The organism is Micromonospora sp. WMMD729 (assembly GCF_049315225.1).
In the GTDB taxonomy this organism is placed as follows: Bacteria; Actinomycetota; Actinomycetes; order Mycobacteriales; family Micromonosporaceae; genus Micromonospora.
Window position 1 is genome coordinate 1,580,362 of record NZ_CP186059.1, and the last position, 23,941, is coordinate 1,604,302.

The following is a 23,941-nucleotide window of genomic DNA, read 5'->3' on the forward strand; positions in this document are numbered from 1 at the left end:
TCTGTGCCGACAAAACCGACCTTGCACCTCATATCGTCAACCGAAACTGCAAGATCGGCGCGCGCAAGGGTGCCGGCGTGGTGTGGTCAGTCGCGCAGGGGGACTGACCAGTGCAGCTCGGTGCCTTGGGGATCGACCGGGTTGATCGTGAAGGCGCCGGTTAGGCGGTCGGCGCGTTCGCGTAGGTTGATCAGGCCGCCTCGGGCCGCACTCGGGTCGCAGCCCACCCCGTTGTCGGTGACCGTCACGCTCACCTGATCGCCCTCGACGCGTACGGCCACGTCGACGCGGGTGGCCTGCGCGTGGCGGACCGTGTTGGACAGCGCCTCGCGCAGCACGGCGGTCAGTTCCGGTCGGATGGTGTCGGGGACGGCGCTGTCCACCGGGCCGGTCAGCTCCAGGTGCGGCTTGAAGCCCAGGGACTCGGCGGCCAGCTCGATCGCCTCACGGATCTCGGTGCGCAGCGCGGCGGTCATCGGTGTCCGCAGCTCGAAGATGGTGCGCCGGATGTCGCGGATGGTGTCGTCGAGGTCGTCAACGGCGGCGTTGATCCGCTTGGCGACCTCGGGGCGGGCCATCATCGGCGCGGCGCTCTGCAACTGCAGGCCGGTGGCGAAGAGCCGCTGGATCACCACGTCGTGCAGGTCCCGGGCGATCCGCTCCCGGTCCTCCAGCACCACCAACAGCTCGCGCTCCTCCTGACCGCGCGCCCGCTCCATGGCCAGCGCCGCCTGGCCGGCGAAGCTGCCCAGCAGCGCCACGTCCTCGTCGCTGGCGCCGCCGCCCCGCTCCGGCCGGTGCGCCACGATCAGTACGCCGTGCAGCGTCTCCGCGGTGGCCAGCGGTGAGACGATCGCGGGCCCGGTGTGCAGCAGCGCCGGCCACGGCGCGGCGTGCGCCAGGTCGTCCACCTGGTCGTGCCGTCCCTGCGCCACGGCCGCCCCGAAGCTGGTGTCGGCGGTCGGCAGGACCGCGCCGACCAGCGCCCGGGCCCGCTCGTCGACGCCGTCGACGACCTCCACGGTGAACTGCGCGGTGTCGGCGTCGTGCAGCAGCACCAGCGCCAACTCCGCCTCGGCGACCTCCCGGGCGCGGCGGGCCACGAGCGCGAGCGCGTCGGTGCGCCGCACCTCGCCGAGCAGCACCGTGGTGATCTCGGCGGTGGCCGCGAGCCAGCGTTCCCGCCGGTGGGCGAGGGCGTACAGGCGGGCGTTCTCGATGGCTACGCCGGCGGCGGCGGCCAGCGCGACGACGATCTCCTCGTCGTCCTCGGTGAACTGGGCCCCGCCCTGCTTCTCGGCCAGGTAGAGGTTGCCGAACACCTGCTCCCGGATGAGCACCGGCACGCCCAGGAAGCTGTGCATGGGCGGGTGGTTGGCCGGGAAGCCGTAGGAACGCGGGTGCTGGGTGATGTCCGGCATGCGCAGCGGCCGGGGATCGTCGATGAGCAGGCCGAGCACGCCCCGCCCGTGCGGCAGGTCGCCGATCAGCGCGTGCTGCTCGGGCGTGACACCGTGCACGATGAAGTCGTGCAGCAGCCGGTCCGGGCCGACCACGCCGAGCGCGCCGTACTGGGCGCCGACCAGCTCGCAGGCCGCCTGCACGATGCGCCGCAGGGTGGTGCGCAGGTCCAGGTTGGTGCCGATGCCGACGACCGCGTCGAGCAGCGCGCGCAGCCGCTCCCGGCTGGTCATCACCTCGCCGACCCGGTCCAGCATCTCCTGGAGCAGTTCGTCGAGGCGGACCCGGGACAGCGGGCTCAGGCCGAGCGACGGCGTGACCGGGGTTTCCGGGCGGGGCTGCGGGACGCTGCTGGTCACCGCGCGATCGTAGCGCCGACGAATGGCGACGATCGACCCGTCAGGGCCGGCCGCCGCGGACGGCGGAGGTGTCGACCACCTGCTCGCCGGCCAGTCGCGGGGTGTGCGGCGGCCCCGCGTGCGCCGGGTCCGCGATCCCCAGGCGCAGCACGAGGTACGGGAAGCCGATGCCGGCGAGCACCTGACGCAGTGTCTGCCGCGTGCCCTCGACCTCGACCACCGCGCTCAGCGGCACCGCCGACACGCCGAGTCGGGTGGCGGTCAGCCAGGCGGCGGAGAGGGCCTCACCGGCGCGTAGCCAGCTGTCCCGCTCGTCCTCGTCGCCGTGCAGCAGCGCGTACACCGCCGCGTGGTCGTGGCCGGGGCCGACGGGCAGGCTGCCGGGGCGGCCGAAGTCCCGGCTCGGAACGGTCGTCTGGGTGGGTTCCGCGGGCAGCACGTTCGCGGGTAGGCCGGTGCCGGTGTCGGCGCGGCTGGTCCAGTACGCCAGCTCGGCGCGCAGCTCCGGGTCCTCGGCCTCGACCGAGCCGGCGTGCCCGGCCGCGGCGGCCAGCTCCAGCACCTGGTCGCGGTCGAGGATCTGTAGCCGGCTGCCCTCGGCGGTGACCGCCCGGGTGATCTCCCCGATCGCGTCGGTGGGCACCGGCTCGTCGCTGACCGGCCGTCGGTCGGTGTGCCGCACCGACATGCACTGCACCAGGCGCATGGCATCGGGGTCGGGCTCGGTCGGGGTCAGGTCGGACAGGCGGGCCAGCAGGCCGGGGTCGCCCGGGTCGGGAAGGCGTCGCACGACCGTGCGCCAGCCCTCGGCGGCGAGCGCCACCCGGGCGTGGTGCAGGGCCGCGCCGCAGCTGATCGCCAGCAGTCGTCCCTCCGGGTCGCCGGCCAGGAGCTGCCGGTCGGTTGCCGTGTGCAGCTCCAGCGCGTCGGGGAGGACCCGCCAACGCCAGGGCTGCGTGTTGTGCACCGAGGGGGCGTGGCCGGCGGTGGTGGCGGCCTCCGCCAGCGCGGTGGTCAGCTGGCTTTCCTGACTCATCGTCACGACCTTTCCGTCTCTGCCCATCGTGCCTCACCGGAGGATGTCCTGCGGGTGCGTTGCCGTTCCATCCTGGGGCACCGGACGGGGTACCACAGGGGCCGTAGGTCCCGGCCGCACCGGGCCGTCCCGCCCGCCGGGCCGGTCCTCGGCCCGGCTTGCCGACCGGCCCGCCGGCCGCCCGAATCGCGCGGTGTGGGGGCGGCACGCGCCGCTGGGCTGCGACGATGCGCAAGTGACAGGGGAGTCGTCCGAGTGCGTCGACGAGCAGCCGGCGCGCAGCCGCATCCGACGCTGGTGGGCGTGGGCGCCGCTGATCGGGCTCGGTGTCGCGGTGCTGGTGGGCGCGGTGCTGTGGATCGCCGGCCGACCCGGCGCGGCCCAGGTGATCTGGGCGGCCGTCACGGTCGCCGCACTGGCACCGGCCCTGTGGTCGATGCTGCGCCAGTTGTGGCGCCGGCAGTTCGGCGTGGACGTGATCGCCGTCCTGGCCCTGGCCGGCGCGCTCGTCGTCGGCGAGTACCTGGCCGGGGCGGTGATCGCGGTGATGGTGGCGACCGGACGGTCGTTGGAAGCGTACGCGCAGCGTCGGGCGACCCGGGACCTGCGGGCCCTGCTGGAGCGCGCCCCGCGCACGGCACGCCGGCGGAGCGCCGACGGCACCATCGAGGTGGTGCCGCTGGACCGGGTGGCGGTGGCGGATCAGCTGCTGGTGGGGCCCGGTGACGTGGTGCCGGTCGACGGGACCGTCGACGAGGCGGCCACCCTGGACGAGTCGGTGGTGACCGGGGAGTCACGGCTGGTGCAGCGGGCCGCCGGGGAGGCGGTGGCCAGCGGCGTGGTCAACGCGGGCGCGGGGTTCGGCATGCGGGCGACCAGGAGCGCGGCGCAGAGCACGTACGCCGGCATCGTCCGGCTGGCCGAGGAGGCCAGCGCGCACAAGGCCCCGATGGTGCGGCTGGCGGACCGGTACGCCACCGCCTTCGTCCCGTTCACGCTGGTGCTGGCGGGGTTGGCGTGGCTGTTCTCCGGCGACGTGGTCCGCGCGGTGGCGGTGCTCGTGGTGGCCACCCCCTGCCCGCTGCTGCTGGCCACCCCGATCGCGATCGTGTCCGGGCTGTCACGGGTGGCCCGACGTGGCGTGCTGGTGCGCGACGGCGGCGCGCTGGAACTGCTCGGCCGGGCCCGTACCCTGCTGGTGGACAAGACCGGCACGCTCACCGCCGGCCGCCCGCGTACGGCCGAGACGGTCGTCGCCCCCGGCGGCGACCGGGACGAGGTGCTGCGGCTGGCGGCGTCGGTGGAGCAGCTCTCCCCGCACGTGTTGGCCGCCGCGCTGGTGCGGCAGGCCCGGGCGCGGGGGCTGGCGTTGACCGAGCCCGCCGACGTGACCGAGGAGCCCGGTCGGGGGGTCACCGGTCGGGTGGACGGGCGGTTGGTCCGGGTCGGGCAGCTCGGCGGTGAGCTGCCCGAGTGGGCGGACCGGGCGCGGGCCCGTACCGAGTTGGCCGGTTGGTCCGCCGTGTGGGTGAGCGACGACGGCGGCCCGCTCGGCGTGATCCTGCTGGAGGATCCGGTACGCCCCGACGCCCGCCGGACCGTGCGCCGGCTGCGCGCCGCGGGACTGCGGCGCATCGTCATGGTCACCGGTGACCGGCCGGCCACCGCCGCCCAGGTCGCCGAGGCGGTCGGCGTGGACGACGTGGTGGCCCGCTGCACGCCACAGGAGAAGGTGGACCGGGTCCGGCAGGAGGCCGAGCGGGCCGTCACCGTGATGGTCGGTGACGGCGTGAACGACGCCCCCGCCCTGGCCCAGGCGCAGGTCGGCGTGGCGATGGGCGCGACCGGCGCGAACGCCTCGGCGGACGTGGCGGACGCGGTGCTCACCGTGGACCGGCTGGACCGCCTGGCCGACGCCGTGGAGATCGCCCGGTACGCCCGTCGTATCGCCGTGCAGAGCGCCACCGTCGGGATGGGACTGGCCGTGCTGGCGATGCTCGCGGCTGCCGTCGGCCGGCTGCCGCCGGTCGCCGGCGCATTCCTCCAGGAGGGCATCGACGTCCTGGTGATCCTCAACGCCTTGCGGGCCCTGCGGGGTGGACTGCGCCACCGCGACGTCCCGCCGCGCACCCGGGAGCTGCTGGCCCGCGCGGCCGAGGAACACGCGGCGGTCCGGGACGTGCTGGCCGGGGTACGCGACGCCGCCGACCTGGCCGCCACCGATCCGGCGTCGCCGAGGTGCCTGCCGGCGGTGCGCGAGGCGCACCGCCGGCTGACCGAGCGGGTGTTGCCGCACGAGGCGGCCGAGGAGCGGCAGCTCTATCCCGCTCTGGCCGACCCGCTGGGCAGCGGCGAGGCGACGGCGACGATGAGCCGCGCCCACGTGGAGATCCGTCGTCAGGTCGACCTGCTCGGCGCGCAGCTGGCCCAGGTCGACGGCCGGCTGCGCCCGGACCAGGTGCCCGACCTGCTGGCCACCCTCTACGGGCTGGACGCCGTCCTGCGCCTGCACCTGGCGCAGGAAGAGGAGGAGTTCTTCACCCTCGACCCGGCTCCCGAGCGGCGGTGAGGCCGGGTCGGCGTCAGCGTTCCCGGACCACGGCGACCGGGCAGCCGGCGTGCTGGATGACCTGCTGGCTGACCGAGCCGAGCAGCATCCCGGCCAGCCCACCCCGGCCTCGGCTGCCGACCACCACCAACTGGGCAGACCGGCTCGCCTCGATCAGCGTCGCCGCCGGGTTTCCGCCGACCAGCTCGACCGTGAGGTCCAGCTCGGGGAACGTCCGCCGCCACGGCTCGACCGCCTCGTCGACGGCCGCCTGCTCGTCGGGCGTCCCGGCCGCCCCACCGGGGCCCGGCGTCCAGGCGTGCAGCACGCGCAGCGGTACCCGGCGCTGGGCCGCCCGTTCGGCCGCGAAGCCGAGCGCCACCAGCGACGGCTGCGAGGTGTCCACACCGACCGTCACCGGGTCGGCCGGGCCGTGGGCGGTGCCGTCGCGGACCACGATGACGGGACAGTGCGCGTGCGCGGCGACCGACACCGCGGTCGACCCGGCCAGCAGCCCGGCGAACCCGCCGTGCCCCCGGCTGCCGAGCACCAGCATCCCCGCCTCGGTGGAGCGTTCCTGCAACACCAGGGCGGGCGGTCCGTCGTACACCTCGCCGCTGACCGTCAGGCCGGGATGCGCGGCGGCGGCGTCCGCGGCGGCCTTGCGGACGAGGTCGTCCACCTGCTGCCGGGCGGCGTCGTCCGGCCAGACGCCGGGCGCGACGCCGGGACCGATCCAACCGGCCACGGTCAACCATTCGAAGACGTACGCCAGCCGCACCGGCTGACCGCTGCGCTCGGCCTCGTCCAGCGCCCAGGTCAGGGCCACCGACGCGTCGGTCGAGCCGTCGTAGCCGACCAGGATCTCCGCGTCCCGCACGTCGTCCTCCTTCTTCAGGGGTTGGTCGGGTCGGTCTCGCGGACCCACCGCCACTCGGCGACCTGCGGGTCGTCCTCGCCGTACCGGCGGGTGTAGTCACGGGCCGCCTGCCGGGCGTCGACCATCTGCTGGCGCAGGTGCGCGGCGCGCGCGCCCAGCCCCGGCACCCGGTCGATCACGTCGATGACCAGGTGAAACCGGTCCAGGTCGTTGAGCATCACCATGTCGAACGGGGTGGTGGTGGTGCCCTCCTCCTTGTAGCCGCGTACGTGCAGGTTCTCGTGGTTGGTGCGGCGGTAGGTGAGCCGGTGGATCAGCCACGGGTAGCCGTGGTACGCGAAGATGACCGGTCGGTCCGGGGTGAAGATGGTGTCAAACTCCTTGTCCGGCAGCCCGTGCGGGTGTTCGGTGTCGGGTTGCAGGCGCATCAGGTCGACGACGTTGACCAACCGCACCTTCAGCTCCGGCAGGTGCCGCCGCAGCAGGTCGGCGGCGGCCAGCGTCTCCAGGGTGGGCACGTCGCCGCAGCAGGCGAGGACGACGTCCGGCTCGCTGTCGCCGTCGGTGCTGGCCCACTCCCAGATGCCGAGGCCGCGTCGGGTGTGCTGGATCGCCTCGTCCATGGTGAGCCAGTTCGGCGCCGGCTGCTTCCCGGCCACCACCACGTTGATGTAGTGCCGGCTGCGCAGGCAGTGGTCCATCGTGGAGAGCAGCGTGTTCGCGTCCGGCGGCAGATAGACCCGTACCACCTCGGCCTTCTTGTTGACCACGTGGTCGATGAAGCCCGGGTCCTGGTGGGAGAAGCCGTTGTGGTCCTGCCGCCAGACGTGGCTGGACAGCAGGTAGTTCAGCGAGGCGAGCGGCTGCCGCCACGGGATGGCCCGGGTCACCTTCAGCCACTTGGCGTGCTGGTTGAGCATCGAGTCGACGATGTGGATGAACGCCTCGTAGCTGGTGAACACGCCGTGCCGGCCGGTCAGCAGGTAGCCCTCCAACCAGCCCTGGCACAGGTGCTCGGAGAGCACCTCCATCACCCGGCCGTCCGGCGAGAGGTGGTCGTCGCCGGGGACGGTGGCGGCCATCCAGGCCCGGTCGGTCACCTCGAACGCGGCACCCAACCGGTTCGACGCGACCTCGTCCGGGCCGAACAGCCGGAACGCCTGCGGGTTGGCGGCGATCACGTCGCGGATCCACGGCCCGAGCACCCCGGTCGCCCCGGCCATCGGCTGACCCGGCTCGGGGACGTCCACGCCGTAGTCGCGGAAGTCGGGCAGGACCAGGTCGCGCAGGACCACTCCGCCGTTGGTGACCGGGTTGGCGCTCATCCGCCGGTCGCCGGTCGGCGGCAGCGTCCGTAGCTCGTCCACGGGTGCGCCGGTGGCGTCGAACAGCTCCTCGGGTCGGTAGCTGCGCAGCCAGCGCTCCAGCTCGGCCAGGTGCGCCGGGTTGTCGCGCACGCCGGCCAGCGGCACCTGGTGTGCGCGGTAGGTGCCCTCCACCTCCGTGCCGTCGACCTCGCGCGGTCCGGTCCAGCCCTTCGGCGTCCGCAGGACGATCATCGGCCAGCGGGGACGCTCGACGACGCCGCCGGAGCGGGCCCGGCGCTGGATCGCGGCGATCTCGTCCAGCGCCCGGTCCATGGTGGCCGCCAGGGTGCGGTGCACCACGTTCGGGTCGTCGCCGGCCACCACGTACGGTTCGTAACCCGAGCCCCGCATCAGGTCCAGCAGGTCCGTCTCGGGGATCCGGGACAGCACGGTGGGATTGGCGATCTTGTAGCCGTTGAGGTGCAGGATGGGCAGCACCGCGCCGTCCCGCGCGGGGTTGAGGAAGACATTGGAGAGCCAACTGCCGGCCAGCGGGCCGGTCTCGGCCTCTCCGTCGCCCACCACGCAGGCGACCACGAGATCCGGGTGGTCGAAGGCGGCGCCGTAGGCGTGGCTCAGGGCGTACCCCAGCTCGCCGCCCTCGTGGATCGAACCCGGCACGTCCGCCGCGACGTGGCTGGGGATGCCGCCGGGGAAGGAGAACTGCCGGAACAACCGGGCCATCCCGGCCTCGTCGCGGGCGAGGTCGTGGTAGCGCTCGGACCAGGTGCCCTCGAGCCAGGTGTTGGCCACGATGGCCGGGCCGCCGTGCCCGGGGCCGGTGACCAGCATGGCGTTCAGGTCGCGGGCGACGATCACCCGGTTGAGGTGGGCGTAGATCAGGTTGAGTCCGGGGCTGGTGCCCCAGTGCCCGAGCAGCCGCGGCTTGATGTCCTCGGGGGTCAGCGGCTCGCGCAGCAGGGGGTTGCCCAGCAGGTAGATCTGCCCGACGGTGAGGTAGTTCGCGGCGCGCCAGTAGGCGTCCAGCCGGCGCAGCTCGTCGTCGGTGAGTGCGCGCTGTACGTCTTCAGCGGTGTCCATGATGCTGCCTCTCGCGGGTAGGGGGTGGGTCCGGCGTCCAGCCTCGCCGCTGCGGACGCGCTCGGTCAGGGTCGTTGGTCCCTCCTCGGGTGGGCGTCGGACCCGGCGAGCGGCATCTCGGCGAGGCCGCGGACGACGACCACCGGGGCGGGGGAGTGGTAGAGCAGGGACTGCGCGACCGCGCCGAGCATGGCCCGTCCGGGTTCGTCGCCGCGGGCCGCGACCAGCGCCACCTGGGCCGACCGGGACGTGTCCACGAGCACCTGCGCGGGGTCGCCGCGCACGACCCGGCACTCGGTGGGTACCCCGGTGTGCCGGTCGGCGTGCCGGGCCAGCGCCTCGCCGAGCTGCTCGGTGACCGCGTCGGTGTCCTCGTCGCTCTCCACCACCCGCAGGGCCACCAGGCGCGCGTCGCGGCGGGCGGCGCACTCGACGGCCCACCGCAGCGCGAGGTGCGAGCTGGGTGAGCCGTCCACCCCGACCAGGACCGGGCCCTGCGGCGGTGGTTCGCGGCGGACCGTCAGCAGCGGACAGTTGGCCCGCGCCGCCAACTGCACGGCGGGCGTGTCGGCCGGGACGCACTGACCGCTGCCGGCCATCCCGCTGTCGCCGACCGCCAGCAGGAAGGCGGTCTCGGACCGGCGGATGAGGGTGGGCAGCATGGCGCTCTCGACGATCTCGCCGCGTACGGTCAGGCCGGGTTCGACCTGGTGGGCGAGCTGGGCGGCCCGGGTGATCAGAGCCTCGGCCTGGTCGCGGGGCGCGGCCACGGTGTCCGCCGCGAAGGCGGCGTGCCAGTCGAAGGTGTGCACCAGGTGCAGCGGCCGGTCATGTCCGGCGGCCTCCTGGGCGGCCTGCTCCACCACCGGGAGGTCACCGTCCGAACCGAGGCCGACCAGCACCGCCGCGTCGGCCGATGCCGCCATCCGATACCACCTCCCGGGCGTCGCGCCCGGCACGACCGCGTGTCCCTGCACCGAGGGTAGTCGGGCGGTTGCGGTGTGCGGGTGGGATCGGACCATGGGGTACGCGATCCCGAGCGCGCCGTGTCAACGAAAGTTGACGACGGGCATGCTGTCAACGTATGTTGACAGCATGAGTCAGGCGACGGAACTCGCGGCGGAAGCCGGCAGCACCGACCCCCGGGTCGGGCTCCGCGCCGTCCGCGCGCTGCGCCGGCTGCTCGAGCGACTCGAGGTCGTCCAGGTGGACAACGCCCGCCGACAGGGCTGGTCCTGGCAGGAGATCGCCGACGCGCTCGAGGTCAGCCGGCAGGCGGTGCACAAGAAGCACGCCGGGCGACCGGCGGTCAACACATCCTGGGAGGCGTGATGTTCGAACGGTTCACCGACCGGGCACGGGACGTGGTCCGGCGGGCCCTGGAGGAGGCGCGCGCCGAGGGCCGACGGCCGATCGGCACCGAGCACCTGCTGCTCGCCCTGCTCGCCGACGAGGACGGCCTGGCCGGGCGCGTACTGGCCGAGGCCGGGGTGCGCGCCGACGATCTGCGCGAGCGGGTCCGGCGGCACACCACCAGCGGGGGCGCCGGGCTCGGCGACGCGGACGCGGCGGCGCTGCGCGAGATCGGCATCGACCTGGCCGCGATCGTGGCCCGCATCGAGCAGTCCTTCGGCCCGGACGCGCTGCGCGAGGCGGTGCCGGCGCCTCGTCGCCGCTGGGGGCGTCGCCGCTACCTGGGCGGCCCGTTCTCGCCCCGGTCGAAGAAGGCCCTGGAGCTGTCGCTGCGCGAGGCGCTGCGGCTGCGACACAAGCACATCGGCACCGAACACATCCTGCTCGGGGTGCTGCGTGAGGGCCAGGGACTGGGCGCGCTGGTGCTCACCGAGGCCGGGGTCGACCTCGACGATCTTCGTCGTCGGGTGGAGGCGGCGCTGCGTACGGCGGCATGACGGTCCTTCGCGCGTTGAAACCTGTCTGTGGCACTTCCGACGCCGGCGGTTCGCCGGGTCGCTGACGGCGGCCCGGTGCTGCACACTGGCGCCGTGGATGCTGGACAGGACAGGCGCCCCTCAGGTGGCGACGGCGGGCTGCGCTCCGCCGTGGTGGTCAATCCGGCGAAGGTCGCCGACCTCGACGAGCTGCGCCGCACCGTGAACGACGCGCTGGCCGCCGCCGGCTGGCCCGAGCCGCAGTGGTTCGAGACGACCGTCGACGACCCGGGCCGGGGCCAGACCGAGCAGGCCGTCAAGGCCGGGGTCGACCTGGTGTTCGCCTGCGGCGGCGACGGCACCGTGATGTCCTGCGTCAGCGGGCTGGTCGGCACCGACGTGGCGCTCGCCGTGCTGCCGCAGGGCACCGGCAACCTGCTCGCCGCGAACCTCGGCCTCTCCACCGACCTCGCGGCGGGGCTCCAGGTCGCCGTCGAACGCGGTCGGCGGCTGCTCGACGTCGGCGCGGTGGAGGACCAGTACTTCACCGTGATGGCCGGCATGGGTTTCGACGCCCAGATGCTCGACGCCACCAACGAGACCACCAAGGCCCGTATCGGCTGGCCGGCGTACGTGATGGGTGCCGTGAAGCACCTGCGGGACCGGCCGATGCGGGTGCAGATCCGCATCGACGACCGCCCGCCGGTGCGCCGCCGGGCCCGCTCTGTGCTGATCGCCAACGTCGGCCGGCTCCAGGGCGGCGTGACCCTGCTGACCGAGGCCGAGCCGGACGACGGCTGGCTCGACGTCGCCGTCCTCACCCCGCGCAACCTGCGGCACTGGCTGGCGCTCGGCTGGGCCGTGGTCCGCCGCAGCGGTCAGGTGCCGCAGCTGGAGGTCTTCCGGGGCCGCAAGGTGGTGGTCAGCAGCAACCGCCCGCAGCCACGGGAGCTCGACGGCGACCTCATCGCCCCCGGTCGGCGGCTGCACGCCGAGATCCGACCGCAGGCGCTGTGGCTCTGCGTCCCGCAGCCCGAGGACGCCCCCGACCTGTCCGTCGACGCGCAGGCCGCCGGGGAGCGGGGCGAGCAGCTGATCGAGGAAGCGCGCCGTGAGTAGCACCCGGATCGTGCCGGAGACCCGGCTGATGGCCGACGAGGAGCTGTCGGCCGACGACGCCTGGCACACACTGCGCCGCAAGGGCGGCTGGCACCTGCTGCGCGACGCGTTCATCCGGTTCCGCTACGGCGACGGGTTCAGCCACTCGCGCGCCTTCGCGCTGCAACTCTGCCTGGCCGTGGTGCCGTTCCTCATCGCGCTCACCGGTCTGATCAGCGAGCTGGGCGTGGAGGAGGGCGGCCGGGTGGTCGCCGACACCGTGCTGGCGCTCACCCCCGGTCAGAGCGCCGAGGTCGTCGGTGAACTGCTCGGCGAGGGCGAACGCATCGAGGACGCGGGGGAGTTGGCGCTCACCCTCGGTCTGCTCACCGGCCTGGTCGCGCTGACCACCACGATGGCCCAGATCGAGCGGGGGGCCAACCGCATCTACGGCGTCGAACGGGACCGCCCGGCGCTCTGGAAGTACCTGCGGGCGGCCGTGCTGGCCGTCACCGCCGGCCTGCCCGCGCTGGCCGGCTTCCTGATCCTCGTCGGCGGCGGGGCGATGGGCGACTCGGTACGCGAGCACTACGAGTGGGGCGAGACCGCCAACATCATCTGGAACGTGATCCGGTTCCCGTTGAGCCTCGGCCTGACCGTGGTCGCCGTGGCGGTGCTGTTCCGGCACGCGCCGCGCCGCAACCAGCCGGGCCTGTCCTGGCTGTTCTTCGGCGCCGGCATCGCCACGGCCCTGTGGTGGCTGGCCAGCCTGCTGCTCGCCGCGTACGTCAAGTTCAGCGACGGCTTCGGGCAGACCTACGGCGCGCTCACCGGCATGATGGCGCTGCTGCTCTGGGCCAACCTGACCGGCATGGCGCTCTTCGGCGGGCTGGCCTTCGCCGCCCAGTTGGAGGCGCTGCGGATCGGTGTGCAGGAGCCCGCGCAGCCCGACCTGTGGGAACCAGAGGCCGACCGCGCCGAGTTGTTCGACACCGGGGACATGACCGCGCTCTGAGCGCGCCGGGTGTACGCCGGACGCGGATCGGGTACCTCGCCTCGCCAGGTACGACAAGGGAGGTGCGGGGTGACCGCGGTCAAAGAGGTGGCTCGGCGTCCGATCGGTCATTTCGCCGAACGGAGCATCGCCGGTCTGGTCGCCGTCATCGGCGCGGGCGCGGCGTTCGGGCTGCTGCTGTTGCTCGTCCGCTTCAGGTGGAGCCCGTTGCAGGACGCCGACCACTCCCTCGCCGAGTGGTTCAACTCGCTCGTCGCGCCACACCACCCGCTGGTCACCGTGCTCCAGGCGGTGACCGACCTGGGTGGCCGACCGATCCTCATCTGGCTGGTCGCGATCCCGGCGATCGGCCTGCTGATCCGGCGGCAGCCCCGGCTGGCCGTCTACCTGATCGTCACGGGGGTCGGCGGGCTGATCCTCGACCCGTCGCTCAAGAACCTCGTCGGTCGACTCCGCCCGGTGGTGGACGTCCCGGTCGCCAGCGCTCCCGGCAACAGTTTCCCGAGTGGGCACGCGCTCGGCTCGATCGTCGCGTACGGGGCGCTGCTGCTGGTGTTCCTGCCGGCGATGGCGCCCCGCTGGCGCAAGCCCGCGATCGTCGGCGTCGGCGTGCTGGTGGCGCTGATCGGGCTGACCCGGATCGCACTGGGCGTGCACTTCGTCTCCGACGTGCTGGGCGCCTGGCTGCTCGGGGCCGCCTGGCTGGGCGTCACCGCGTACGCCTTCCGGCTGTGGCGGCGCGAGCGCGGCAAGCCGGTACCGCCGCTGACCGAGGGACTGGAGCCGGAGGCGGGGCACGACATCGCCATCGCCCCGGCCGAGGAGCGGGTGCTGGCGCATCCCCGCTCGGCGGTGGCCGAGCTGCTGGTCGGCTGGGTGCTCGTGTTCGGCGCGTTGTACGGCTTCGGCACGTACGTCAGCTACCACGCCAAGGGCACCTTCTTCGCCACCCTGGACACCGAGGTCCCGCGCTGGTTCGCCGACCGGCACACCGACCTGCTCACCGACGTGAGCTGGTGGTGGAGCAAGTTCGGGGACACCCACGCGATCCTGCTCATCTCGCTGGTGTTCTGCCCGCTGGTGCTCGCCGTGTGGCGGCGGTGGCGGCCCGTGCTGTTCGTGGTGCTGGCGATGGTCGGCGAGCTGACCCTCTTCCTCGCCTCCGCGCGCGTGGTCGACCGGCCGCGACCGCCGGTGGAGAACCTGGACGGGCAGATGCCCACCTCCTCGTTCCCGTCCGGGCACATCGCGGCCACGATCTGCGTCTGGCTGGCGATCACGCTGATCGTGTTCCCGCGTACCGATCGCTGGTGGCGGTGGATCTTCGTGGCGTTGGCCGTGATCATGCCGGCCGGGGTGGCGACCTCCCGGATGTACCGGGGGATGCACCACCCGACCGACTTCATGGGCGCGATCCTGCTCTCCGCGCTCTGGATCGGCCTGCTCTACCTCGTGATCCGCCCCAACGCCGACCTGGCGGAGGGCAACCAGCCGGCCATCGAGTCGGAGGACGTGGACACCCTCGACGACGAGCTGGCGCGCGCCGGCCGGGCCGACTGAGCACCACGATGCTGCGGGTGATGACCTGGAACATCCGCACCGGCGGTCGGGACGGTGACAGCATCGACCGGCTCGATCGGGTGGTCCAGGTCGTCGACCGACAGTCGCCGGACGTGTTGGCGTTGCAGGAGCTGCGCGGCTTCGACCAGGCCAGGCTGACGGCCGCCGTGGCGGACCGGGTCGGAATGACGGCCCACCTGGCCCGGTCCTGCTTCGGGCAGCCGGTCGCGGTGCTGGTCCGACCGCCGTACCGGGTGCTCGCCGCGGGGCCGCTGCGTCGGCCGTTCCACCACGCCGCCGCCCGCGTCGTGGTGTCCACCCCGGCCGGGCCGCTCACCGTGCTCGGCACCCACCTCTGGCCGTACTCGGGGGGCCGTCGACGGATGGAGGTCGACTGGCTGGTCGCTGCCCTGCGCCGCGCCCCCGGGCCGCTGACCCTGCTCGCCGGTGACCTCAACTCGCTCGACCCGACGGTCGACCACACCGCCCGCCTCGCCGGTCTGCCCGCCCTCTACCGGCGGCGGCACCTGCGCCGGCGCGGAGGCGCGGTGGACACCCGAGCGATCGCCCGACTGCTCGACGCCGGTCTGGTCGACCTGTGGCCGTCCGCCAACGTGGGGGCCCCGGAGGCCGCCGGCCTGACCGTCCCCACCCGATTCGGGGGCGCGGAGTTCGCCGGGATGCGGCTGGACTACCTGCTGGGCAGCCACGCGGTGGCCGAGCGGGTGCGCGACTGCCGGGTGATCCGTGACGCGACGACGGACACCGCCTCCGACCACTATCCACTGCTGGCCACCATCGATCTGTGACCCGCACGGGGCCGCGCCGGATGGCGTCGCCGGGCTACCGTGCCCACCGTGACCGACCGCCCCACCCTCCGCCCGCCGCTGCCCGGTCCGCCGACCGCTCATCCGGCCGCGCCGACGGTGACGCTCGCGGGCCGAGCGCCGTCGACCGTCCACACGGTCGAGCCGGCCACCGACGCGCTTCCGCTCGTCGCGGCCGTCGCGCGCGGTGTCGCGCTGGTCTTCGTGCTGCCGGTACGCCTGCTCTGGGAGCTGATCGCGGCTGCCGGCCGGCTGCTGCGCCGGTACCTGCTCACCCCGGTCGGACGGTTCCTGCGCGACTGGCTGGTGGCGCCGCTGGTCTGGGCCCTGGACCGGCTGCTGTGGCGTCCGCTGCTCTGGTGCGCCGACCATCTGGTCTGGCGTCCGCTGCGCTGGGTGGCCCGCAACCTCGTGTGGGTGCCGCTGGTGTGGCTGGGGCGTGGCCTGGCGTGGGCCGCGCGGACTCTCGTGTGGGTGCCGTTGGTGTGGCTGGGGCGTGGCCTGGCCTGGGCGGCTCGCACACTCGTGTGGCTGCCGTTGGTGTGGCTGGGATGCGGCCTGGCCTGGGTGGCTCGCACGCTCGTGTGGGTGCCGTTGGTGTGGCTGGGGCGTGGCCTGGCGTGGGTGGCCCGCACGCTCGTGTGGCTGCCGCTGGTGTGGCTGGCCCGCCACGGGCTGCGCCCGCCGCTGGTGGCTCTCGGTCGCGTGCTGGCCTGGCTCGCCGAGCACCTCGTCGTGCGGCCGCTGCGCTGGCTGGGCGCGACGCTCGCCCCCGCCGGACGGCTGCTGTGGCGCGGCGTCGCCCTGCTCGCCGGGGCGGTGGCCGCCGCGCTCGTCGCGCTGGCGCAGGGAGTCCGGTGGGTCGTGGTCGGCCTGGCGCGCGGCATCTGGTGGCTCGTCGTCGGGTTCGGCCGGCTGGTCGTCGCCGCGCTGGTCGGAGCGTGGCGGATCGCCGGCTGGCTGCTGCGGTGGGGCTACCGACTGCTGCTGCGCCCGATCGGGCTGGGGCTGCGCTGGCTGTGGCGGCACACCGTACGTCCGCTGCTGTCGGGCGTCCGCTGGGTCTGGTCGGTGACGGTCGTGCCGGTGGCGCGCGGCCTGCGCGCGGTGTGGCGGGCCACCGTCCCGCCGGCGGCCCGGTGGACCCGACGCGCGGTGCTCGACCCCGCCCGGGTGGCGTCCCGCGAGGTGCTCAGCGCACTGGGCCTGCGCCGCTGACCGTGCGGCGCAGACCCGTCACAGCACCAGGTTGAGCAGTACGGTCAGCACCACCGAGGCCAGGATCGAGAAGAGGATCATCAGGAGGCAGCCGAGGCCACCACCGAGCGGGCGGATCTCCGTGTTACCGAAACGCACGACGGTCCCCTGACGGTGGGTGGTGGCTCACAGCTCGCGGAGCCGGGGCAGTAGCTGCTCCTGCGCCCAGTCCAGGAACATCGGCTGGGTCTCCCCGCCGACCTGGATGATCGCGACGTGGGTGAACCCGGCGTCGACGAACTTGCGGAACGCCTCGACGTGGGCCTCCACGTCCGGACCGCAGGAGATGCCCTCGGCGACGTCCTCCTCCCGGACGAACTGGGTGGCGGCCGCGAAGGACTCCGGCCCCGGCAGGTCGGCGTTGACCTTCCAGCCCATGCCGAACCAGCGGAACTGGTCGTGCACGATCTTGCGGCACTCGGCCTCGTCGGGGCCGTAGCAGATCGCCACCTGCCCGTAGCGGGGCTGGCCGGCGCCGCCCGCGTCGTCGTACATCTCGATGATGTGCCGGTCGGGCTCGGTGGAGACCAGGCCGTTGCCGTACTCGGCGGCGAGGGTGGCCGACTGCCGGCCGGAGGCGGCGATCGCCATCGGCACCGGCCGCTCGGGTCGGTCCCAGACGTACGCGTCGGGTACGTCGAAGTGGTTCCCGGAGAAGGTCAACGTCTCGCCGTTGAGCAGCGGACGGATGATCTGCAACGCCTCCTCGAACATCTCGTGGCGTTGCTGTACGTGCGGCCAGCCGCCGACCACATGTTCGTTCAGGTTCTCCCCGGCGCCCAGGCCGAGGGTGAACCGCCCGTCCGACAGCGCGCCGATGGTGCTGGCCTTCTGGGCCACCACGGCCGGGTGGTAGCGGCGGATCGGGCAGGTCACGAACGACATCAGCTCCGCGCGGGAGGTGGCGTGCGCGACCGCGCCGAGCACCGACCAGGCGTACGGGGAGTGTCCCTGGGAGTCCAGCCACGGGTAGTAGTGGTCGGACATCACCAGTTGGTCGAAGCCGGCCGCCTCGGCCCGCACCGCGTGGTCCACCAGTTGCTTCGGACCGGCCTGCTCGCACATCAGGGTGTATCCAACGCTCACCATCCCGGTATCTCCTTCTCGCCGACGGTTCGTCCCGGGATACCCAGGTCAGCCATGGTCAACCCTCCCGTCCGGTTCGGTCGCACGACGCTTGACGGATGCTGCGGACCCGCCTACGGTTTTCTTAACCGGTTAAGACCCTCGGTGTGGCGTACATCCTGTGGTGGGGATGACCGCCCCGTGACGGCCCGCGTCCGCGCGGGCCGTCACGGCTGCCCGCCCCCGAGAGCGTGCTACTGAACCGGTTGCGAGGTCTGATCCATCGCCCTAGGCTGATGCGCGCCGCCGGGAGCCGGGCGGCGGCTGTCGGGCTGCAGCCGCCTTCCCCTGTCGCACCCCACCCCTGTCGGGCATCGGGGGTCCTCCCTGAGGAAGGCCATGAAGAGTCGACTCTCCGCCGCCGGCGCCGCCCTGCTGGCGCTGCTGCTCGCCGTGCTGGCGTTCGGTCAACCGGCGCACGCCGCGGCCGGCTTCTCCGTCGCGGGCGGCAAGCTGTACGACGCCAACGGCGCCGAATTCGTCATGCGTGGCGTCAACCACGCGCACACCTGGTATCCGCAGCAGACCAGCTCGTTCGCGAACGTCAAGGCGCTCGGCGCGAACACCGTGCGGGTGGTGCTCTCCAGCGGTGACCGCTGGACCCGGAACACCAACGCCGACGTCGCCAACGTCATCTCGCTGTGCAAGGCCAACCGGCTGATCTGTGTGCTGGAGGTGCACGACACCACCGGCTACGGCGAGCAGAGCGGTGCGATCACCCTGGACCGTGCCGTGGACTACTGGCTCAGCCTGAAGGACGTGCTGGTCGGCCAGGAGCGGTACGTCATCGTCAACATCGGCAACGAGCCGTACGGCAACTACAACTACGGCTCGTGGGCCACCGACAGCGCCAACGCGATCAAGCGGCTGCGGGCCGGCGGCCTGACCCACACCATCATGGTGGACGCGCCGAACTGGGGCCAGGACTGGGGGTTCCTCATGCGCGACAACGCCGCGTCGGTCTTCTCCGCCGACCCGGCCCGCAACACGCTCTTCTCCATCCACATGTACGGCGTCTTCGACACCGCCGCCGAGATCAGCGACTACCTGGGCCGGTTCCGTTCGGCGGGCCTGCCCATCGTGGTCGGTGAGTTCGGCTTCAACCACTCCGACGGCGACCCGGACGAGGACTCCATCCTCGCGTACAGCCAGGCCAACGGGATCGGCTGGCTCGGCTGGTCGTGGAGCGGCAACGGGGGTGGCGTCGAGTATCTCGACATGGCCACCGCCTTCAACCCGGCCAGCCTGACCACCTGGGGGCAGCGGGTCTTCAACGGCGTCAACGGCATCCGGCAGACCGCCCGTGAGGCCACCGTCTTCGGCGGCACCCCGCCGCCGACGACCCCGCCGCCCACCACGCCACCTCCCACCACCCCGCCGCCGACGACCACCCCACCTCCCACGACGGCGCCGCCGACCACGCCGCCGCCCGCCGGTGGCTGCACGGCCAGCTACACCGTCACCAACCAGTGGCAGGGCGGCTTCCAGGCTGAGGTACGCGTGACAGCCGGCGTGTCGGCGATCACCGGGTGGACCACCCGGTGGACCCTCGCCAACGGCCAGAGCGTCATGCAGTCCTGGAACGCGACGGTCACCAGCAGCGGCTCCACGGTGACCGCGCGGAACGCGGACTACAACGGCCGGCTGGCCGCCGGGGCCAGCGCCACCTTCGGCTTCCTCGGCGGTTGGAGCGGCACCAACCCGACACCACAGGTGAGCTGCATCGCCGGCTGAGTGACGTACGGCGACCAACGCCAGGTGGCCGGGCCCGCAGCGGGTCCGGCCATCGCGTCCTCCGGGAGCCCGCGCGCGGTCAGTGCTGCTCGCCGGTCAGGTTCACGATGACCACGCCCGCGATGATCAGTGCGATGCCGGTGAGCTTGACCGGCCCGACCGACTCGCCCAGGAACACCGCGCCGATCGCCACGATGGCCGCGGTGCCCAGACCCGACCACAGGGCGTACGCGACACCGACCGGTATCTCCTTGACGGCCTGCGCCAGCAGCAGGAAGGCCAGCGCGTAGCCGACCAGGCAGCCCAGTGTCGGCAGGAGCCGGCTGAACCCGGCAGTGCTCTTGATCAGGCTGGTCGCTACCACCTCGGCGAGGATCGCGATCCCCAACAGCACGTACGCCATACGCCCTCGGCCCCTCAGTCTTCAGCCCACGGTCCTGGTCGGCCGTCCGGTCAGGCCGTCACGGCTGAGCCCAGCATCCGTCATGCGGGTCCTTTGGAGCTGATGCCACGAACGAATCGGATTGACCTGCGGCCCGGTCCAGCCACCCGAGCCGATGCCCGAGCCGGCGGCCGATGCCCGAGCCGGCCGGCCGATTCGTTTACGGCATCAGCTCCAAAGGCAGCACGCATCGCACCCGGTCCCGGGTCAGCCGGCCGGGGCCGGACGGCTCACCCGGTCCCGGCCGGCCGGGGCCGGACGGGCTTGGGCCGGGCCAGCCCCGGCCGGTCGACGGATCTCTCCCGTGCGTCGTGGACGGGGCTGGGCGGACCGGCTAGCCGACCTCGTCGACCTCCAGGATCAGGCTCTGCTCCGGGTGCAGCGCCGGTAGCTGCACGCCCACCCGGGCCAGCGCCGCGCCGCTGAGCGTCACACCGGACGCCAGCCAGGTCGGCGCGGACAGGTCGATCGTCGCCGGTGGCGGCACGTCCGCTACCGGCCGTACCCGGTAACGCCGCGCCGGGTCGAGACCGGGCAGCCGTACCGCGCCGGGCGTCTGCGCCACCGAGGTGGCCAGCCGGGCAATGGCGTACACCGCTCGGGTGCGGTCCTGCGCGACCACGCCGTGCGCCCAGACGGCCGGGTCCGGGTGGTCGACCCGGACCACCCGCCCGGCGTGCAGCAGCGGGCGCAGCCGCTTGTGCAGCGCCACCCAGGCGGTCAGCTCGGCCTGCTCGCCGGCGCTGATCGAGGTGACGTCCCACTCGATGCCGTGGTGACCGAAGAGCGCGGTGGCCGCCCGGAAACCCAGGTCGTGTACGCGGTGGGTGGTGTGCGAGCGCTGCGGACCGATGTGCGTGCCGACGAGCTCCGGTGGCAGCAGCAGTCCGGTCCAACGCTGGATGCCGAGCCGTTCCAGGGCGTCGTTGCAGTCGCTTGCCCAGACCCGGTCGGTGCGGGCCAGGATGGCCAGGTCGACCCGGGCGCCACCGGACGAGCAGCTCTCGATCTCCACGCCGGGGTGGCGTCGGCGCAGCTCGTCGAGGAGGCGGTAGACCGCGAGGGTCTGCCCGTGCACCCCGGGCCGGCCGTGGTGCCCCGCCTCGGTGAGGTCCCGGTTGTGGTCCCACTTCAGGTAGCTGATGCCGGGATGCTCGGTGAGCAGCGCGTCGAGGCGTTCCAGCACATGGTCGTACGCCTCGGGGCGGCCCAGGTCGAGCACCTGTTGGCGGCGCCAGGCGGGTGGAAGCCGCCCCGGCACGGCCAGCAGCCAGTCGGCGTGCGCGCGGAACAGGTCCGAGTCGGGGTTGACCATCTCCGGCTCCACCCACAGGCCGAACTGAAGGCCCTGGCCGGTCACGTGGTCGATGAGCGGGTGCAGGCCCTGCGGGTACACCCTCTCGTCGACGTACCAGTCGCCCAGCCCGGCCGTGTCGTCACGGCGGCCCCGGAACCAGCCGTCGTCGAGCACGAACCGCTCCACGCCGAGCTGTGCGGCGCGGTCGGCGAGGGCCCGCAGCCGGTCCAGGTCGTGGTCGAAGTAGACCGCCTCCCAGACGTTGAGGGTCACCGGGCGCGGCGAGCGCGGATGTCCGGGCCGCGCCCGCACATGCGAATGGAGTACGTCGCTGAGCCCGTCCAATCCTTCGTCGGACCAGACGGCGTACAGCAACGGACTCTCGTACGTCTCGCCGGCCGCGAGCCGGACCTCGCCGGGGGCCAGCAGTTCGCCGCCGCCGAGGGTGGACTCGCCGGTGGGCCGGCGTTCGGCGACGGTGACGTGGTCGCCGCTCCACGCGGTGTGCACCGCCCAGACCTCACCGTGGCCGAAGCCGAACCCGGCGGTGCCGGCCACCAGCAGCAGCGTCGCGTCGTGCCCGGTGCGGCCGTGCCGCCCCTCGCGGACCCACGCGCCGTGCTGCCACGGGTGCCGCTGCGGCGAGCGTTCGCGGCACCAGCGGCCGGTCAGGTCGAGCAGTTCGGTGGCGACCGCCGGCACCGGCAGCACCGGGGTCAGCTCCCGTACCTCGTACCCGCCGGCACCGTCGTTGCGCAGCCGGTGGCGGATGGTCACCAGGCCGTACGGGTCGAGGGTGACCTCGATGGTCAGAGACAGCCCGGCGGCCTGGTCCGAGGCCCGTACGGTGACGAGCGCCGGGCCGTCGGTGCGGTCGTCGACGTCGAGGCCGTCGAGCCGGAACGCGGTGGACCAGTCCCGACCGTCGCGGTGTCCGGCGAGCCCCGGTCGGCCGCTCCAACCGGCGCTCGCCTCGGGCAGCAGCGACAGCACGGGCGGCTCGTCGAAGCTGCTCGGCACCACCGGTGGCACGGTGGCGTCCACCAGGTGACGCAGGCCGTCGTCGTCCAGGTCGCCGATGTCGCCACCCCAGTGCGCCACCCGGGGCAGCCCCGGGCCGCGCGCGTCGAGCACCAGGTGGGTCCGTGCGCGGCGCAGGTGCAGGATCGTCATCCTTTGGAGGCTCCCAAGGTCAGGCCCCGGACGAAGTGCCGCTGGAGCATAAAGAAGATCACCAGGGTGGGGATCGCGACGAGCACGCTGCCCGCCGAGACCAGGTTGTTGTCGGTGAAGAACTCGCCGCGCAGGTTGTTGAGCGAACTGGTCACCGGGAACTTGTCGCCGGTCCGCATCAGGACGGTGGCCCAGAAGAACTCGTTGTAGATCCAGGTCACCTCCAGGGTGGCCAGCGCGGCCAGGGCCGGGCGGCACAGCGGCATGGTGATCTGCCAGTACTGCCGCCAGACGCTGGCACCGTCGACCATCGCCGCCTCGTACAGGTCGTGCGGGAGCGCCTTCATGTAGTTGCTGAGCACGAAGACGCAGAACCCGCACTGGAAGGCCACGTTGATCAGGATCAGGCCCCAGTAGCTGTCGTAGAGCAGCTCCGAATCGCTCATGAACTCCGGCAGCGGCACCTCGGTGAACAGCCGGAACAGCGGGATGAGCAGCGCCTGCTGCGGTAGCAGGTTGGCGGCGGTGAAGATCCCGAGCAGCACGAGGTTGATCTTCCAGCTGAACCGGGCGATGACGAACGCCACGCAGGAGGCGAGGAAGAGCGTCAGCAGCACCGCCGGCACCGTGATGTAGACGGAGTTGAGGAAGTGCTTGCCGAACTCGGCCGTACGCCAGGCGGTGACGTAGTTGTCGATGGTCCAGCCGCCGAACGAGACGTAGCCGTTGGTGGCGGTGTACTCGTACGAGCGGAAGGACGTCAGCACCGCCCAGCCGATCGGAAAGAGCCAGGCCAGCGAGACGACGATGAGGAAGCCGTGCAGCAGCGCCCGCAGCGGGGTCAACCTGCGCCGGCGGATCGGGCTGTCGACGCTCATTCCCGGTTCTCCCTCATCACGGTCGCCAGGTAGATGGTGATGAAGACCAGCGAGACGATCAGCATGATCGTCGCCAGTGCCGAGCCGAAGCCGATCCGGCTCGCCTCGCCCACCACGTTCTGGGTGACCAGCGCGGAGATCAGCTCGAGGCCGTTGCGTCCCTTGTTGACGACCCAGACGAGGTCGAACGCGCGCAGCGACTCGATCACGGTCACCACCAGCACGATGATGTTGATCGGCCGCAGCACCGGGAACACCACCCGGAAGAACGTGCGGCTCTCCGACGCGCCGTCGACCGCCGCGGCCTCGCGCAGCGACGGGTCGACGCCCTTCAGGCCGGCCAGGTAGAGCAGCATGATGTAGCCGAGGTGGCGCCAACCGGAGGCGACCATGACCGCCCAGATGTTGACGTTCGAGTCGCCGTACCAGTCGACGCTGGTGCCGAAGACGGCATTGATCAGGCCCTGGTCGCGGGAGTAGAGCAGTTGCCAGACGAAGCCGATCAGCGCCAACGAGAGCACCACCGGCAGGTACAGCGCCGTCTGGTAGAAGCGGCTGCCGCGCAGTTCCTTGTCGAGCAGGACGGCCAGGAACATGCCGAACGGTGTGGCGACCACGAACAGCACGGCCAGCCAGAGCAGGTTGTGCTGGATCGCCGGCACGAACGGCGGGTAGATGTTCACCACGTCGCTGTAGTTGCGCGCGCCCACGAAGTCGATCTCGTTGAGGGGACCGATGCCGTCCCAGTCGGTGCCGGAGAGCACCACGGTCGCCAGCGCGGGCAGCCAGACGAACGCGGTGACGATCAGCAGCGGGACGAGCACCATCAGCGTGATGACCACGCGGTCGGTGGGGGACAGGAGCCGTAGCCGCCGGCGACGGCCACCCGTGGAGGTGGTCGTCGCCGACGGCGGCACGGCGCGATCCGCTTGGATCAGGGGCAGGTCGGACACG

The 23,941-nt window shown here is 72.8% G+C and carries 19 protein-coding genes; 9 read left to right on the plus strand and 10 right to left on the minus strand.

Going from position 1 to position 23,941, the window contains the following annotated elements:
• Positions 1–86 precede the first annotated feature (86 nt).
• On the minus strand, positions 87–1,763 hold the full coding sequence (locus ACN263_RS07285) for a GAF domain-containing protein (RefSeq protein ID WP_422740624.1): 1,677 nt from the start codon (positions 1,761–1,763) through the stop codon (positions 87–89).
• Positions 1,764–1,860: 97 nt separating this feature from the next.
• Positions 1,861–2,856: an Acg family FMN-binding oxidoreductase gene (locus ACN263_RS07290; protein ID WP_422739044.1), complete on the minus strand. Its 996-nt coding sequence runs from the start codon at positions 2,854–2,856 to the stop codon at positions 1,861–1,863.
• Between the two features lie 235 nt (positions 2,857–3,091).
• On the opposite strand from ACN263_RS07290, the gene ACN263_RS07295 reads away from it, so the two are divergent.
• The gene (locus tag ACN263_RS07295; protein WP_422739045.1) at positions 3,092–5,425 is read left to right on the plus strand and encodes a heavy metal translocating P-type ATPase; all 2,334 of its coding nucleotides are present in this window, start codon (positions 3,092–3,094) and stop codon (positions 5,423–5,425) included.
• A gap of 13 nt (positions 5,426–5,438) precedes the next feature.
• Here ACN263_RS07295 and ACN263_RS07300 read toward each other — a convergent pair whose 3' ends face one another.
• The 3 genes from ACN263_RS07300 to ACN263_RS07310 form a co-directional block, all read right to left on the minus strand.
• Positions 5,439–6,284: a universal stress protein gene (locus tag ACN263_RS07300; RefSeq protein ID WP_422739046.1), complete on the minus strand. Its 846-nt coding sequence runs from the start codon at positions 6,282–6,284 to the stop codon at positions 5,439–5,441.
• Between the two features lie 14 nt (positions 6,285–6,298).
• Positions 6,299–8,692 carry a phosphoketolase family protein gene (locus ACN263_RS07305; protein WP_422739047.1) on the minus strand — a complete coding sequence of 798 codons (2,394 nt, stop codon included), beginning with the start codon at positions 8,690–8,692 and terminating at the stop codon, positions 6,299–6,301.
• Between the two features lie 65 nt (positions 8,693–8,757).
• Positions 8,758–9,618: a universal stress protein gene (locus tag ACN263_RS07310; protein ID WP_422739048.1), complete on the minus strand. Its 861-nt coding sequence runs from the start codon at positions 9,616–9,618 to the stop codon at positions 8,758–8,760.
• A 169-nt stretch (positions 9,619–9,787) separates the two neighbouring features.
• On the opposite strand from ACN263_RS07310, the gene ACN263_RS07315 reads away from it, so the two are divergent.
• The 7 genes from ACN263_RS07315 to ACN263_RS07345 all read left to right on the plus strand — a co-directional run bounded on the left by ACN263_RS07315 (position 9,788) and on the right by ACN263_RS07345 (position 16,299).
• Positions 9,788–10,024, plus strand: coding sequence for a helix-turn-helix domain-containing protein (locus ACN263_RS07315; protein WP_422739049.1), 237 nt, complete (start codon positions 9,788–9,790; stop codon positions 10,022–10,024).
• Positions 10,024–10,602: a Clp protease N-terminal domain-containing protein gene (locus ACN263_RS07320; RefSeq protein ID WP_422740625.1), complete on the plus strand. Its 579-nt coding sequence runs from the start codon at positions 10,024–10,026 to the stop codon at positions 10,600–10,602. Before ACN263_RS07315 ends, ACN263_RS07320 begins: the two co-directional genes overlap by 1 nt.
• 93 nt (positions 10,603–10,695) lie before the next feature.
• Positions 10,696–11,700, plus strand: a complete 1,005-nt coding sequence (locus ACN263_RS07325; protein ID WP_422739050.1) for a diacylglycerol/lipid kinase family protein — start codon at positions 10,696–10,698, stop codon at positions 11,698–11,700.
• Positions 11,693–12,694, plus strand: coding sequence for a YihY/virulence factor BrkB family protein (locus tag ACN263_RS07330; protein ID WP_422739051.1), 1,002 nt, complete (start codon positions 11,693–11,695; stop codon positions 12,692–12,694). The genes ACN263_RS07325 and ACN263_RS07330 overlap by 8 nt, the downstream gene beginning before the upstream one ends.
• 69 nt (positions 12,695–12,763) lie before the next feature.
• Positions 12,764–14,254 (plus strand): phosphatase PAP2 family protein, encoded by a 1,491-nt coding sequence (locus ACN263_RS07335; protein WP_422739052.1) that lies wholly within the window; start codon positions 12,764–12,766, stop codon positions 14,252–14,254.
• 8 nt (positions 14,255–14,262) lie between these two features.
• Positions 14,263–15,063, plus strand: coding sequence for an endonuclease/exonuclease/phosphatase family protein (locus tag ACN263_RS07340; protein ID WP_422739053.1), 801 nt, complete (start codon positions 14,263–14,265; stop codon positions 15,061–15,063).
• 48 nt (positions 15,064–15,111) lie between these two features.
• Positions 15,112–16,299, plus strand: a complete 1,188-nt coding sequence (locus tag ACN263_RS07345; RefSeq protein ID WP_422739054.1) for a hypothetical protein — start codon at positions 15,112–15,114, stop codon at positions 16,297–16,299.
• A 165-nt stretch (positions 16,300–16,464) separates the two neighbouring features.
• Here the strand turns inward: ACN263_RS07345 and ACN263_RS07350 are convergent, their stop codons facing one another.
• Complete coding sequence (locus tag ACN263_RS07350) at positions 16,465–17,427, minus strand: TIGR03557 family F420-dependent LLM class oxidoreductase (protein ID WP_422739055.1); 963 nt, start codon at positions 17,425–17,427, stop codon at positions 16,465–16,467.
• Between the two features lie 375 nt (positions 17,428–17,802).
• Here ACN263_RS07350 and ACN263_RS07355 point away from each other — a divergent pair, with 375 nt between their 5' ends.
• Complete coding sequence (locus tag ACN263_RS07355) at positions 17,803–19,197, plus strand: cellulase family glycosylhydrolase (RefSeq protein WP_422739056.1); 1,395 nt, start codon at positions 17,803–17,805, stop codon at positions 19,195–19,197.
• A 79-nt stretch (positions 19,198–19,276) separates the two neighbouring features.
• Here the strand turns inward: ACN263_RS07355 and ACN263_RS07360 are convergent, their stop codons facing one another.
• From ACN263_RS07360 to ACN263_RS07375, 4 genes are all read right to left on the minus strand, one after another.
• A complete protein-coding gene (locus ACN263_RS07360) occupies positions 19,277–19,600 on the minus strand; it encodes a DMT family transporter (protein WP_422739057.1) in 324 nt (107 codons plus the stop codon).
• A 373-nt stretch (positions 19,601–19,973) separates the two neighbouring features.
• On the minus strand, positions 19,974–22,109 hold the full coding sequence (locus ACN263_RS07365) for an alpha-galactosidase (RefSeq protein WP_422739058.1): 2,136 nt from the start codon (positions 22,107–22,109) through the stop codon (positions 19,974–19,976).
• Entirely contained in the window at positions 22,106–22,987 is an 882-nt protein-coding gene (locus tag ACN263_RS07370; protein WP_422739059.1) for a carbohydrate ABC transporter permease, read from the minus strand. Before ACN263_RS07370 ends, ACN263_RS07365 begins: the two co-directional genes overlap by 4 nt.
• A complete protein-coding gene (locus ACN263_RS07375; RefSeq protein WP_422739060.1) occupies positions 22,984–23,940 on the minus strand; it encodes a carbohydrate ABC transporter permease in 957 nt (318 codons plus the stop codon). Before ACN263_RS07375 ends, ACN263_RS07370 begins: the two co-directional genes overlap by 4 nt.
• Between the last annotated feature and the right edge of the window lies 1 nt (position 23,941).